The 13,859-nt window shown below is 40.2% G+C and carries 13 protein-coding genes; 8 read left to right on the forward strand and 5 right to left on the reverse strand.

What is annotated here, in order from left to right; all coding sequences use genetic code 11:
- Positions 1 to 409 precede the first annotated feature (409 nt).
- A complete protein-coding gene (locus AC1D0K_RS30470) occupies positions 410 to 1,171 on the reverse strand; it encodes a LytR/AlgR family response regulator transcription factor (RefSeq protein ID WP_477397212.1) in 762 nt (253 codons plus the stop codon).
- Complete coding sequence (locus AC1D0K_RS30475) at positions 1,152 to 2,171, reverse strand: sensor histidine kinase (protein ID WP_295715850.1); 1,020 nt, start codon at positions 2,169 to 2,171, stop codon at positions 1,152 to 1,154. Before AC1D0K_RS30475 ends, AC1D0K_RS30470 begins: the two co-directional genes overlap by 20 nt.
- 301 nt (positions 2,172 to 2,472) lie before the next feature.
- Between AC1D0K_RS30475 and AC1D0K_RS30480 the strand changes: the two genes are divergently transcribed.
- The 5 genes from AC1D0K_RS30480 (at position 2,473) to AC1D0K_RS30500 (ending at position 5,823) form a co-directional block, all read left to right on the forward strand.
- The gene (locus AC1D0K_RS30480) at positions 2,473 to 3,504 is read left to right on the forward strand and encodes a sensor histidine kinase (RefSeq protein WP_477397214.1); all 1,032 of its coding nucleotides are present in this window, start codon (positions 2,473 to 2,475) and stop codon (positions 3,502 to 3,504) included.
- A gap of 174 nt (positions 3,505 to 3,678) precedes the next feature.
- Entirely contained in the window at positions 3,679 to 4,482 is an 804-nt protein-coding gene (locus AC1D0K_RS30485) for a DUF1223 domain-containing protein (protein ID WP_477397216.1), read from the forward strand.
- 28 nt (positions 4,483 to 4,510) lie between these two features.
- A complete protein-coding gene (locus AC1D0K_RS30490; RefSeq protein ID WP_477397218.1) occupies positions 4,511 to 4,699 on the forward strand; it encodes a hypothetical protein in 189 nt (62 codons plus the stop codon).
- Between the two features lie 103 nt (positions 4,700 to 4,802).
- A complete protein-coding gene (locus AC1D0K_RS30495; RefSeq protein WP_477397220.1) occupies positions 4,803 to 5,255 on the forward strand; it encodes a hypothetical protein in 453 nt (150 codons plus the stop codon).
- 151 nt (positions 5,256 to 5,406) lie between these two features.
- Complete coding sequence (locus tag AC1D0K_RS30500) at positions 5,407 to 5,823, forward strand: acyl-CoA thioesterase (protein WP_477397222.1); 417 nt, start codon at positions 5,407 to 5,409, stop codon at positions 5,821 to 5,823.
- 102 nt (positions 5,824 to 5,925) lie between these two features.
- Here the strand turns inward: AC1D0K_RS30500 and AC1D0K_RS30505 are convergent, their stop codons facing one another.
- Positions 5,926 to 6,348 (reverse strand): carboxymuconolactone decarboxylase family protein, encoded by a 423-nt coding sequence (locus AC1D0K_RS30505; protein WP_477397224.1) that lies wholly within the window; start codon positions 6,346 to 6,348, stop codon positions 5,926 to 5,928.
- 634 nt (positions 6,349 to 6,982) lie between these two features.
- On the opposite strand from AC1D0K_RS30505, the gene AC1D0K_RS30510 reads away from it, so the two are divergent.
- Positions 6,983 to 8,275, forward strand: a complete 1,293-nt coding sequence (locus AC1D0K_RS30510) for an epoxide hydrolase family protein (RefSeq protein ID WP_477397226.1) — start codon at positions 6,983 to 6,985, stop codon at positions 8,273 to 8,275.
- A 164-nt stretch (positions 8,276 to 8,439) separates the two neighbouring features.
- Entirely contained in the window at positions 8,440 to 9,120 is a 681-nt protein-coding gene (locus AC1D0K_RS30515) for a metal-dependent hydrolase (protein WP_477443100.1), read from the forward strand.
- A gap of 188 nt (positions 9,121 to 9,308) precedes the next feature.
- Here the strand turns inward: AC1D0K_RS30515 and AC1D0K_RS30520 are convergent, their stop codons facing one another.
- Together AC1D0K_RS30520 and AC1D0K_RS30525 are read right to left on the reverse strand one after the other, a co-directional pair.
- Positions 9,309 to 11,987, reverse strand: coding sequence for an alpha-L-rhamnosidase-related protein (locus AC1D0K_RS30520; RefSeq protein ID WP_477397230.1), 2,679 nt, complete (start codon positions 11,985 to 11,987; stop codon positions 9,309 to 9,311).
- Between the two features lie 263 nt (positions 11,988 to 12,250).
- Entirely contained in the window at positions 12,251 to 12,604 is a 354-nt protein-coding gene (locus tag AC1D0K_RS30525; protein WP_477397232.1) for a glycoside hydrolase family 66 protein, read from the reverse strand.
- Between the two features lie 255 nt (positions 12,605 to 12,859).
- On the opposite strand from AC1D0K_RS30525, the gene AC1D0K_RS30530 reads away from it, so the two are divergent.
- A partial coding sequence (locus AC1D0K_RS30530) for an OmpA family protein (RefSeq protein ID WP_477463150.1) occupies positions 12,860 to 13,859 on the forward strand: 1,000 nt, incomplete at its 3' end.

Below are 13,859 nucleotides of genomic sequence, written 5' to 3' on the forward strand. Positions count from 1 at the left end.
CGCTTTTCCAAAACCTTTTTCGCTTTTATTTTTTCAAGCGCTTTTTCAGTTTTCAATCCCCTTTTCCTTCTCTCTTTTCTCTCTCAGCGGCGGGGTGCAAAAGTAGCAAACTTTTTGACTTTCCGAAAATTTATCTGATCTTTTTTTGAAGCTATCTTCTTCTCGCTTTCCCTCTTCCTGCTTCAAAAACCCTCTTCTTAACCTTTCTAAGAACAATCCCCGCTTCCTCGTTTGCGGGCTGCAAAGGTAGGATTGTATTTGTAATTTCCAAATTAAAAAAAAATAAAATTTAATCCGGCAAAACAACCACTTTTATTACTGTATTCAGCAGCTGGCTGGAGTTACACTTCCCTCCCATTCAAATCACAAATTTCAGCAGCGAACAATCCCGCTAACTTTGTTCTTTAAACTACCTGCTTTCAAGCCAGCTTAAAAAAACACTTGTCTTTTCTTTTCCTATCAATAACTTATCGGGGCTGGGAATAACGAGTTTAACGAATAACTTCCTGTCAAAATAATGTTCCACTTCCTTAATAGCTTTAAAATTAATAAGGTATTGCCTGTTAAGCCTGAAAAATTGTTTGGAAGATAGCAGGGCCTGCACCTGATCAAGTGATTGAACAATTGAATACTCCTCCTCATGAAACGTCATGATGGTGGAAGAATCATTCCTGATATAGAAAAAGGCTATTTGATCTGTTTGTATAGTAATATACTTATTGTGTGTGAAAACTAAAAAGCTCTTTTTACCCTCATCCATCCCAATCTTCTTTAATAATCCATCCAAATCGGGCTGAGTATTTTGCTGAAAAAAGTTTTTAAAGTTTTCAACCTTTTCAAAAGCTACCTGTAATTCATCTTTAGAAAAAGGTTTCAGTAAATAATCAATGCCGTTGGCCTTGATCGCATCCATTGCATATTCACCATACGCGGTGCAAAATACTATCGGGCAATGAATTTTAACCGCCTTGAATATCTCAAAACATAAGCCATCAGAAAGCTGAATATCCATAAAGATCAGATCTGGCTCCTCATTTTGAGAGAGGTAATTAACCGAACTTTCAATACTTTGGAAATGCGCCGTAATTTTGGCATCAGGCCTCATTTTAGTAATCAGGTTTGCCAGGGACTTTGCTGCTTTAAGCTCGTCTTCAATAATGATTATTTTCATAAATGATTGGAAGTTTTATGGTGAATAAAGTTTCACTGGCGTGGATCTCTATTTTTTTATTTAAAAGATGCAGATAGCGCTGATTGATGTTTTCGAGCCCCATTCCCGTAGAAACTTCGGGCGTTTTTTTAAGCTGAAGCTGATTTTCAACAACAATGAAATCCTTTTCTGAATATAAGCGGATGTGCAGGGGACGATCCAACGATACAATATTGTGCTTAATACAATTTTCAATGAGGAGCTGCAGGGTAAAAGGAGGCACTAAAGATTGATAGAAATCCTTATCAATAGTAATGGAAAGATCAATACCATCCTCAAAACGCGCCTTTAACAAAAACAAATAGGCATCAAGTATCTCGAGTTCATCAGAAAGCCTGATCAGATCCATTTTTCGACTTTCGAGGGTGAACCTGTAGAAATCTGCAAGCTTTAAAATAAACTCCTCCGTATGCTCATCACTGCTCTCCACCATGTATTTCAGGGTATTTAAACTATTAAACAGGAAGTGTGGATTTACCTGTTGTTTAAGTAATTCATACTGTGCGCCCAGATTGTCTGATTTGGTACGCTCCAGCTCTATACCCACCTGCTGGTTCTGGTAACTCTGATATAACATATTCAAAAACATGTAAAACATGATATTGACCAGGATTCCTCTTACTTCGAACATCAGCATTACCGGGCCAAAATTTAAGTGCGAAAGCAAAAATTGCTGGATGCAGGCTAAAATAAACATTACTCCTATTCCAAAAAATACGCCCTTAAGCAGCCGTATAATTGAAAATCCGTTGGCAACATCCCGCGAAGTGTAGGCTGGAAGGGTAATTATATTATAATACCATGTAACAACAGCAAATAAACATGTTACGGTTGAATCAACAAGTGCCTCGTAAAGATTGAAGTGACGTTCAGCAATTTTGGGAACTGAAGTAAGCACACCCAGGAAAAAAGAACTCAGCCATATTATTTTATTTGAAATCTTAAATGGTTTTTTTCTCATATCAATTAAAAGATCAAATATAGTTAAGTAGCGAATTGATTTAATAATGCCGATCAGTTCATGGCACTTCAGGATTGGAAATGTCTATTCAGGCAATTCAATTGTCTGGTTGAACTTGTAATTACTACCCCTTCGCATCTGTTTAACATAGCTTAGTATAAAACGATCATCAAAGTTATGAAATTATCAAAGCGGCCAAGGGTAGGAAACATAGGTTTATTTATCGCCCAAAATATCACTAACCATCAGGATAAAATTAATCAGATCATTGATTTAAAAACCCTGTATTTCCACAATCATCATGAACAATTCAAATAAAAAAAACGCCTATAAAATATCTCCGGCAATTATCTGGCTAAGTTCTCTTTTCATGGGCGCATTAGCCTCTTTACCTAAAATCGCCGCACAGCACTTTAGCATTGCGGAGGCGTTGGTGAATTCAGGCGCTACCTTTTTGTTTGCATTATTTGTATGGTATTACCACATATACACACTTCGGCGTTATAACCCGCACCATAAAATCAAAAGATTACCGATACTGCCACTCATGTTTAGCCTTTTGGTTGGCTTAGTGGTTATGTTTATGCTTGCTTACGGTCAGTATTTAATGTTTTCAAGTATAAATTTCAGATCAGAGGTGCTAATGGTTGAAGTAAGGGGCATACTCATTAACCTGGCGTTTTACACACTTCTTCATCTGTTGTATCAAGGTTACCAAAATCAACAGGTAGGCATAGAGCAGGAGCGCACCAAAGCGGACGCCCTGGGCGCACAGTACGAACTGCTTAAACAGCAGGTAAACCCGCATTTCTTGTTTAACAATATGAACACCCTGAAAGCAATGGTAGAAACCGGTGATGAGCATACGGTGGAGTTCATTTTAAAACTATCTGATTTTTACAGATTTACTTTGCAAAGCCGTAAGCACGACCTTATTCAAATATCTGACGAGATTGAAATATTGAACACGTATATGTTTTTATTGAAAACACGGTTTGAGGACGGTATAAATCTTGTAAATGTCATTGAACCCCAATACGCCACATCCCTGATTCCTCCATTTACGCTACAATTGTTAATTGAAAATTGCATCAAGCACAATGTCGTATCCCTTGATCGCCCTCTTAACATTAAACTGTATACTGAAAATGAAAAAATAATAGTCGAAAATCAGTTACAGCTTAAAATGACTCCGGAGATTTCTACTAAAACGGGGCTCGAAAACATTAACCAGCGTTATAACCATCTGTTAAACCTGAAAATTGATATTGAAATTAACGAGGAGTCCTTTAAAATTAAACTTCCCATAATACATGAACATTCAAAGCGATAGACAGGCCATTACCATATAATGGATAGTTTTCATTGGCTGTGCGACCTGACAATTATGTATGACCAGATCAGCGTGAAAAAAGTCTAACTCAGCTAAAACTATGCCCGACTGGGCTAATTTTAACTAACTGACCGCCTGGTTTTGAAATAGTTTTGTATAACAAATAAGAAAAACATGAAATCAATTAAAATTTTAGGACTAATAATTTGCTTTATGATAACCGCATTATCCTTTTCGGCCTTTATTGGCAAGAATAAATCAACTGCTAAAAAAGATACTTTAAAAGCCGATGGAAAAGGTTTTGCAGTATTAGAATTATTTACATCAGAGGGCTGTTCAAGTTGCCCACCTGCCGATGAGTTAATGGCAAAAATACAGGAGGAAGCCCATGGGAAAGACATCTACTTGCTGGCATACCATGTTGATTACTGGAACAGGTTGGGCTGGAAGGATATTTTCAGTAGCGCCGATTTTTCAAACCGACAGATACAATACGGACGCTGGCTGGGCGGAGTACAAATTTATACGCCCCAGGTTATTGTAAACGGGAAAGCCGAGTTTGTAGGATCGGATGAATCGGCACTTCGCAATGCAATTTCTGGCGAGTTGAATACCAAACCAAGTGCAACACTAACGCTCCAGGCTCAGGCGGATGGTGAAAAACTTAAAATACAATACCAGGCAAGCAAAGTGAAACAGGGCAGCAGCCTATTGATTGCGGTAGTACAAAAAAATGCACAAAGCAAGGTGGAGCGTGGCGAAAACGCTGGGCACACGCTATCGCACGTGCAGATTGTGCGTAAACTACAAAATGAACCTTTAAACGCCAGCGGGAATGGAAATGCCACAATAGCGTTGCCAAAAGGGTTCAACAATCAAAACTGGGAAGTGCTTGCGCTGATACAAGACCAAAGCAACGGTGAAATTTCAGGAGTTGCCAAAGCTGATCTGGCTAATAATCCAACCGTTGAAAAATAAGGAATAGTTATTAACCGCAAACAGAATCATGAATAAAATCAGCAAATATGGACAGAACAGGTTGATTATCGGTTTAATTTCATTGCTATCCATGTCATTTGTTACAAGCGCTCCTTTTGAAAGCAATCCCCAGGATTGTGAGCTGATAAGCGTTATACCAAAAAAGAAAAACACCGGATACTTAACAGATGAAGATAACATGTCTTTATCAGATTGAAAATTACCTGTATTTATTTCCTATCCATTTTAAACGTAATAAATGAACAGTCAACTGCAGGCATTCCTGCAATTGGGTTGGAAATTTTAAATTAACAATCACCATGAAAAAACAATTTTTAATAGCAATAGCGTTGTTTTTCTGTATCCGGGCCTATGCGCAGGTTGGAACGTCAGTGAAATGGTCTTACGCCCCCCAAACACTAAATTGCACGGAAGAGGCCGTGTCTTTAAAAGCCAGCATACGATCTGGCTTTCGCCTCAATTCCTTTCGCGTTGGTAATGTGGGGCCAGGTAAAGCTTCATTTGAGCCTGCAAAGTCAAGCCTTTATCCGGTAAAGGATATTACTGTAGCACCTGTTCCACTATCGAAATTCAAAAATACATTTAGCGTCAATGTTGCAAATCTTGAAAATGAATCATTTTATCGGCGATATGTAACACTAAAATTTCCAAAGGTGATTGACGAGGCAGGCAAACTCGGTTACGTTGCTTACGGCGACAAAAAATATCTGCCGTCAACAGTCAATGACTTTATTATTTCTTTGGGTAAGTAACAACTCTGTATAATGGATATTAAAAACGGGAGTAATAAATAACTTTGCTTTATAAACAAAAAGCACAGTGTTATATATAGGTATATGGCACTGTGCTTTGCCATGAAAGTAATAACCCAAAATATCGCCCTTACATTTTAAATAAACACAAATGGAATATTCAAAAAATTATATTGCAAAGGAAGAGCACATAGATGTGCAGGAAATTATGGATGGCCTATACTACCCATTTTATATGGAGTATTGCAGGCATGATTATATCAGGGAGGTACTTGGCTTCGATTTTGAAACTGAAGCAAAAAATGGGGTGTTTATGGTTTTATCTAACTACAGCATCAGCTTTTTAAGATCATTAAAAAAGGGCGATAACTTTACCGTTACCTGTACTTTATATGCCGATAAGGCCGGGCTGCCAAAGCTGCATTTTAAGCAGTCAATTATTTTAAACGGCAAGGTGATGACCAAAGCTACATTCACCGGCACCTGTGTCCCAGCCACCGGCGGCAGGCCATTTTTACCACCTGCCATTCTCGAAAAAACAAAAGATGCCCCGATATTGGAATTGTAAGCCTCGGTGACAGTCGCTTGAGCTATCAATCGAAACTACGATTTCTTTTCCTGTAATTTAAAAGTACTAATTAGTAGAGTCCGGGTTTTGTTCTGTACTCTACTAATAGGTAGTTCTTACAATCCTGTTCCAGGCGTTAATGGTAACAATAACCATAATGACCTGTGCCAATGAAACATCATCAAACACTTTGGCGGCATTACTATAAGTATCATCCGCAACCCCCTGAGATATATTGGTAATTTCTTCAGCAAGTGCAAGCGAGGCGCGTTCTCTTTCTGAGTAATCCATGGCTTCGCGCCAGGATGTTAGTCCGTTGATACGCTGTTCTGTGTCGCCCAGTTTAATTGACTCTTTCGTGTGCATATCCATACAATAGGTACAACCGTTGATCTGTGATACCCTATTCCTGATCAATTCGATCAGGATAGGATCAAGACCGCTTTGATTAACGTAGTCTTCCAAACCATCCATTGCCGCAAACGCTCCGGGCTGAAGGTTATTGATATTTATTCTTTTGTTCATAACAAGGAAACCTGTTTTAAATAAAAACAGGCACAAAAGTATCAATTAGTAGCAATCCCATGATACCCAAATTGGAATTGATCTCCTTGCGAAATATGTCAGGACCTATCCCAAATTGTTTCTTAAAAAATTTACTGAAGTATCACGGCGCATCTATATTTCCAGGCTGTTTAGGATATTATATCACTATCTGCATAAATTCATTTAATATGATGATTTTTAATGGCTTATTGATATTTTTGTTCTTATAATCTCCTGGTAACTACGTTCTTGAATACCAACCCTAAGGTGCGGAGATTTCTTTAAACTAAATGGTTAAACAGCTTTTACGAAAGCTGCAATACGATCATCAGCCAATATAAATTAACAGAAAAGATAAATTTTCTGAAAAGCGGCGTTCCATCATCAGAAGATGTTTGTGTATACAACATCCCAGTCGCTCTTAATCAATCCGTATACAACAGCTATAGCTAACAGGTATAATATGGAACTCTATTTAAATTGAAAAGTTTTCGGGTTTAAAAATGACTACTTCAAGGCCAACTTAGTCCAGTTAAACTATTTGGAGGTAGGATATAGCCTGATCTGAGGATACTTTTGAGGCAACAATTCAAAACACTAAAAATTTAAAGCAATGAAAAAGAACAAACGCACCTTTGCCAGTACAATTATTACCGGCATTACCGGAGTACTTGTACTATTAGCCACTACAGGCTTTTCCCAGACTGCTCCTGCCAGCAATGATTCTACCCAGATACGCCCTTTTCACGTTAACATTCCTGACGCGGCACTAACTGATCTTCGCCAGCGCGTGTTGGCAACAAGGTGGCCCGATAAGGAAACTGTAACTGATCGTACCCAGGGTGTAAAACTGGAACAGATCCAAAACCTGGTAAAATACTGGGGTACAGATTATGACTGGCGTAAAGCAGAAGCAAAGCTGAATGCCCTGCCACAGTTTATAACCCATATAGATGGACTTGATATACATTTTATACATGTACGCTCTAAAAATCCAAAAGCCCTACCCATTATCCTGACACATGGCTGGCCTGGTTCTATATTTGAACTCCTGAAAATTATTGGCCCGCTTACTGATCCGGAAGCTTACGGCGGCAAAGCATCAGATGCATTTGACGTAGTAATACCTTCTATGCCCGGCTATGGCTTTTCTGAAAAACCTAAAACTACCGGCTGGGGTCCTGACCGCATAGGCAAAGCATGGGATGTGTTAATGAAACGCCTTGGATATACTCATTATGTATCGCAAGGTGGCGACTGGGGTTCAGTTGTAGCTGATGCAATGGGCCGTCAAAAACCTGCAGGTTTATTAGGTATCCACGTAAACATGCCGGCAACCGTACCTGCTGATATAGCGAAAGCGCTTCAAAGCGGCGGTCCTGAACCAGCCGGACTTTCAGCTAAAGAAAAAGCCGCTTATAAATCAATGAATTATTTATATACCAAAGGTGGTGGCTATGCCGGCATCATGGTAACCCGCCCGCAAACAATAGGTTATAGTTTAACAGATTCGCCTGTTGGCCTTGCTTCTTTCTTCTTAGACAAGTTTAACGACTGGACTTATAGCGGAGGCGATGCCCAGAAAGTACTTACAAAAGACGAGATCCTTGACGATATCACGCTTTACTGGTTAACCAATACCGCGGCTTCGTCAGCACAGCTTTACTGGGAAAATGGCACCAATAACTTCAACGTTGTTGAGCAACGGACACATGAAATAACAATCCCTGTTGCTATAAGTGTATTTCCAGGTGAAATCTACCAGGCTCCAAAAACCTGGGCAGAAAAAGCCTACCCTCATCTGATCTATTTCCACGAGGCAAACAATGGTGGCCACTTTGCCCAATGGGAGCAACCACAAATATTTGCTGAAGAACTTCGTGCAGCATTTAAAACCCTGCGTTAATTTAGATAAAGACAGTTTGACGGCGCGCAATATGCACGCCGTCTTTTTAATATCTAATAGAATACAAACACATTAAACAATCTAATTAACAGTTGTTTACTGCGCATAATTACCTGTTAATATCCCACATCGCTAATTAATACATTTACAATAAAACCAAAGAAATGAAAATTACCTATTACGGCCATTCATGTTTCTCAGTAGTTGCAGGTGGTAAAAATATTTTGTTTGATCCCTATATCACGGGAAACGAGTTGGCCAAAAACATCGATATTAATGAGATTGAAGCCGATTATATTTTTGTATCCCATGGTCATTTCGATCATATACTTGATGCTGAAGCTATCGCAAAACGTACGGGTGCGCAAGTTGTTGGCAGTTTTGAATTATATAATTATTTTACTAAGCAAGGTTTAACAAATGTGCTTCCTATAAACCCGGGCGGTCAGGCTTCATTTGATTTTGGAATGGTTAAAGCTGCTATCGCGCAACACTCCAGTAGTTTTCAGGATGGCAGTTATGCAGGAGTGGCGAGTGGATTTGTTTTTAAAACCAATGATGGTAATTTTTATTACAGCGGCGATACCGCCCTTACTTTAGATATGACCTTAATTCCCAAATGGGCCAGTCTTGACTTTGCTGTATTCCCTATAGGTGATATGTTAACAATGGGCGTAAACGATGCCATTGAAGCCGCCCAGTTTGTAAACGTAAACCAGGTGATGGGTGCGCATTATGATACCTTCGGTTTTATCAAAATTGATAAATCTGATGCAATCCAGAAATTCGAACAATCGGGTTTGAAATTGCATTTACCTAAAATAGGCGACAGCATCAATATATAGTAAAGCAAAACTTTGATGGCCTATATATAATGGTATCATATCCTATAGATAAAAAAATTGTCCCGGATCTCATCCCGGGACAATTATATATTAATATCAGCTCAATCTCACGCTGATTCTGGTTACAAATGAAGTTTATATATTCAATTTACGGCAATCAGTAAATATCAATTTCCAATCAATATGTATCAATGATCGCTAAGTCTTATCAGACGAACATGATCAATCATTGCCTGGTTAACATCACCATTCATATTTTCGTTGGCATCCTTCAATTGTAATGAGATCTGGTGCATGCCTTTGCCAAGCTTTACTTTAACCACGTTGCTATATCCCCAGTTGCTCCACTCCTCTTTTCCTCTTTGTGGTAATACTACGGTACCAGCAAAATGCTTATCCACATCCAATGTGCGTATGGCGCATTTATTTTCTGTATTGATGGGTCCGTTACCATTGGCATACCTAAAATCAATGGCATAGATGCCATCTTGATCAACCTTAACCGCCACATTTAATTTAGTGTTTACCGTTTTGCTGATCTCCACAAAACCTTTACCAGTAAAACCCTGGTAAGCCAGTGGCGACTGGTCAACCGAGCCCTCAGCCTCGATAGTTTGAACTGAACCGGCAGGAACAACCTGTACAGGTTCACTTGCAAATGAACCCACACCCTTTGCATCAACAGCAATAACCTGGTACTCGGCATACTCATTGGCATTTACCACATATCCAGCAGTTTTAGTATTGGCGACAGGCTGCCCATTTTTAATGATACGATAGCTTGCGGCCCCTGCTGTTTTTGGCCAGATAAGCTTGCCTTTCGCATAAACCGCAACCGGGGTTTCAGGTGCGGTGTAACCCGGACTAAGATTGCTTTTACCTGTTAGTACATTATTGGCTAATACTATTTTGACGCTATGCTTTCCGGTCAGATCAGCTGGAATAACTGCACCGGTTACAGCTTTACCATCAAGAGTCATGCTTTTAATTTGGTTGCCATATCCCTCCATCGTAATATTCAACGTTGCCCCCCGGTATTTAAAATGATCCAATGAGCGTGTACCGGCCAGTGCCCGGGGTACAAATGGTTTTAGCTGCAAACTGTTCTCATTGTAATGAATCCCAAACAGTACTTTATAAACCAATGCAATATTGCCCGATAAGCTCCAGAGCATATTACTGCTATTTATTTGGGTACCGGCAAAGTCGCCATTGCTGGCCACAAAGTTTTCTTTGTTGGTAAGCCACAACGCCGCCGGGCGGTATATCGCGCTTATAGCCCTCAAAACCGATTCTTCATTACCCGCTTTGGCCGATGCCATTGCCCAGTAAGTTTCTACAAAGGGCCACACAGCGTTGTTATGATAAGGCAAGATATTAGGGATCTGTGGGTAAATACATGGAATACCAAACTCATTTACAGGAGTATTGTTCACCACCATTTGCTGTTTACCGGCGTCGGCCGCGTCAAATAGCACAGCCAGGGCCTCGCCCAATGCTTCAGATGTGGGTGACACCGTTTTATAATTGCGCCCATACAGGTATTGGCCATAGCATCCTTTGGAAGGCAACCACAGGTTGTTCAAACCTTTTTTAATGCCCGCCGCTTGTTGGGTATAGCTTTTAGCCGCAGCTTTATCATTCAGCAAACCGGCCATTGAGGCTAACACCTTGTTCACTTGGTAATGTACCACCGTAGTGCCCAGGCATTCCGACTCATAGATATCGGCTGGCTGCATCCATTTGGGGTAAGTCTCTTCGCGCCAGTCAAGAAATGAAGATTCGCCGCGCACCATACCTGTTTCCTTATCGTACACATTCAGCGCATCATCGGCAGCCGATTTTTTGATGATCCTGTAAGCTTTTTCCAGCCAATCCTTATCGCCGGTTACTTTGTAAACCTCCCAGGCAGCTACTGCCCAGATCATCCTGTCTGATGATACAGGATAAGCGCCTCCCGTTCCGGTATCCTGGATTATCCTGCCATTTTTCACCTTCTTCATCAGGCTGTAAACTGCAACCCGGGGTTGCAACACAGCCATCGAGAGGATAATACTGTAACTAATGTCTCTTGTCCAAACCCCTCCCCACTCCTTACCAGTGCGGAAGGTACTATCGGGTTCAACAGCGTTCTGCATTTCCTCCAAAGCAAGGTTATACAGCGCGTCAGTGATTCGGTATCCCGAATGATATTGCGGAAACGCACTCACATCTTTAGTCATTTTCCATGACGAGGCTGTGCTGTTTGCATCCTGGGGTTTGTTCAGCACCAGGGTGGTTTCATAGATACCGTCACCATCTGGGTCCTTCAGTTCCAGTTCAGGGCGGTTATGGATATTATTGAAATCCCATATCATGGGCGCCGTGTTGCCGGCCACATATACTCCTTTAAAATCAGCCTTGTATATCTTATCGCCATTAAAGCAGGTGTAATACCCCTTGCTTTTAAAGGCATCAAGTACGGCACGCATATCAACCTTGATCCTGAAACTGGTGGAGGGCTTCAGGTAGCTGCCTTGCGGGACGGCCTTATGATCGGCATAGCTTTCACCAAACTTAATGAGCGGCGTTTCATTAGCCTGGGCAATACAGCTGAAATGATGATCGTTACCCGATGGCAATTCATTGTCTTTACCATTAATGCTAAACTTGAAATCGACAACAGGGCTTTTGTACAGGTTGGCCGGGCTTTGATAGTCGGACTGCAACTCTGTAGCTGAAATAGCCTTCGCAGTGTATTTACCTTGTACCACCCTATCGGCGTATACGGTATATGCTTTTGATGTGTAAATGGGTTTACTGCTTTGCGCGTTCACGTAGCCAGCTGTGAGCAGTAAACTAAAAATTACAGGAATTGAATATTTCATTAAAAGGTATTTAACGTTTATACTATTGGTTTAAACAACATGTGCTAAGTGTTCCATACGGAACGGTGATACACCCTGAATGGGATGAACACATTACATATTGACAATCAATACATTAAATATTTTTACAATCACAGAATGGAACAATATAACTACTGATAATCAATACATTAACTCTTACTGAAACAAAGCCAGAAGTGCAAATGTTTTGATTTTTATGCCCGGGACCTCCGGTTAGGTGTCCCGGGCAATTTCAGTAGTACTTACTGGTACTCTACCACGATCATATCCCAATATTTAAGTAAGGGCAATGTAAATGTAGCCGAATTTCCGGATTGTGTAAAAGTTACCGCCCAGGATACGCCGCCATCAATATCAGGCGATGCTACCCAGATACTTTTAATGCCTTTTGTTACTGTAAAATTGAAACGGCCATTGGCTACCGGGCTTGGCGCCCCTTGTGTTCCGTTACGGTCGCGCCAATCAAAGCTTGCCGCGTTGGTAAAATTAATAAGATGAATAACCTTTTTAGTTCCCAGGTCTTTACCTATTACCGAAACCTGCCCGGTTTGAGGCGGAAAGTTGTTCAGTTTAGTTTTACCATCACCCGCTGTAATTAATAGCTTCCGGCCTTCTTTGTATAATTTATTTAGTTAGTAGCCATGCAAATCCCGCGGATTGCCCACTAAACGGGCACATAATACCAGGTAAATTTTATCGTTAAAAGCCTCAAAATCAACCCTTGTTTCTTTTTTTAATAATTAAAAAATCTTTTTTTTCTCCAACCGAAAACTTTTCTCTTATTAATAGGTTATAAGCTTAATTATTTTAACAATTAGGGTTGTTACCCTAAGACAATTAATCGATAAACTATGAAATATTCTACATTAAAGAAAACAGTCGCATTGTCATTTGCTTCTTTGATGGTTGTAGGGATAGCTAATGCTCAAACCGATACCACCAAAACAACAACTACTACAACAACTGCAACTACAACTTCGACTGAAACATCTACTGCCAAGGTATTTGGCGGTATTGGTCAGTACAACACCTTTAGTATCGGCGTTAACGTTGGTATTACAGACGGACTTGTTCCATTTACTATTAACACTACAAACAAGTTCAAAGTTGATTTGGGTTATGGTGTTACCTTAAGGCAACAACTATCGCACACCTTTAGCTTACAATTAGACTACTTAGGTGGTAAAGTTCACGGTATCGACAAAGAAGGAACACAGAAATTTGGTATCACCGAGTATAAAACTTCTTTCAATTCAGGAGCTATCAGTGGTGTATTCAACATTGCAAGTGTTAGCTTTTTACACCGCAAAAACAGTGTTAACTTTTATACATCTGCCGGTTTAGGTTTAGATATGTATAAAATTAAAGAAAACACTCCTGTTGGCGGAAGTCCGGTAGCCTTACCATTCGGTGATAAAAACGTGAAAGAATTATTTGCTCCTGTAGGTGCAGGTGTTAAATTCAGATTATCTGATGCGTTAGCTTTAAACTTAGGTTACACTGTTAGCTTTGTACAGGGTTATAACTTCTCTGGTGCTCACACTTATCCTACTTTTAGCCACTACTCTTATACTTACGGTGGTTTAGAGTATACTTTTGGTCCTAAATCAAAACAAAACTTAGAGTGGGTAAACCCAGTTGCTCAAATGTATGATGAATTGTACGATGCAGCTTTACGCCAGGAAGTTGAAGCTTTAAAAGGCCGTGTTACCAACGTAGAAACTGCGGTTAACGACCTGAAAAAAGATTCAGACGGTGACGGTGTTGCTGATCAGTTTGACAAATGCCCAGGTACTGCTGCTGGTAGCGTTGTTGATGGTTCTGGTTGCGTTATCGTATTCCCTAAACCAG

It is taken from the genome of Mucilaginibacter sp. P1_A3, assembly GCF_056406855.1.

Bases quoted from the DNA above. Each gene is read 5' to 3' on its own strand.
- AC1D0K_RS30470 (WP_477397212.1), bottom strand. From the start codon at position 1,171: ATGAAAATAATCATTATTGAAGACGAGCTTAAAGCAGCAAAGTCCCTG.
- AC1D0K_RS30475 (WP_295715850.1), bottom strand. From the start codon at position 2,171: ATGAGAAAAAAACCATTTAAGATTTCAAATAAAATAATATGGCTGAGT.
- AC1D0K_RS30480 (WP_477397214.1), top strand. From the start codon at position 2,473: ATGAACAATTCAAATAAAAAAAACGCCTATAAAATATCTCCGGCAATT.
- AC1D0K_RS30485 (WP_477397216.1), top strand. From the start codon at position 3,679: ATGAAATCAATTAAAATTTTAGGACTAATAATTTGCTTTATGATAACC.
- AC1D0K_RS30490 (WP_477397218.1), top strand. From the start codon at position 4,511: ATGAATAAAATCAGCAAATATGGACAGAACAGGTTGATTATCGGTTTA.
- AC1D0K_RS30495 (WP_477397220.1), top strand. From the start codon at position 4,803: ATGAAAAAACAATTTTTAATAGCAATAGCGTTGTTTTTCTGTATCCGG.
- AC1D0K_RS30500 (WP_477397222.1), top strand. From the start codon at position 5,407: ATGGAATATTCAAAAAATTATATTGCAAAGGAAGAGCACATAGATGTG.
- AC1D0K_RS30505 (WP_477397224.1), bottom strand. From the start codon at position 6,348: ATGAACAAAAGAATAAATATCAATAACCTTCAGCCCGGAGCGTTTGCG.
- AC1D0K_RS30510 (WP_477397226.1), top strand. From the start codon at position 6,983: ATGAAAAAGAACAAACGCACCTTTGCCAGTACAATTATTACCGGCATT.
- AC1D0K_RS30515 (WP_477443100.1), top strand. From the start codon at position 8,440: ATGAAAATTACCTATTACGGCCATTCATGTTTCTCAGTAGTTGCAGGT.
- AC1D0K_RS30520 (WP_477397230.1), bottom strand. From the start codon at position 11,987: ATGAAATATTCAATTCCTGTAATTTTTAGTTTACTGCTCACAGCTGGC.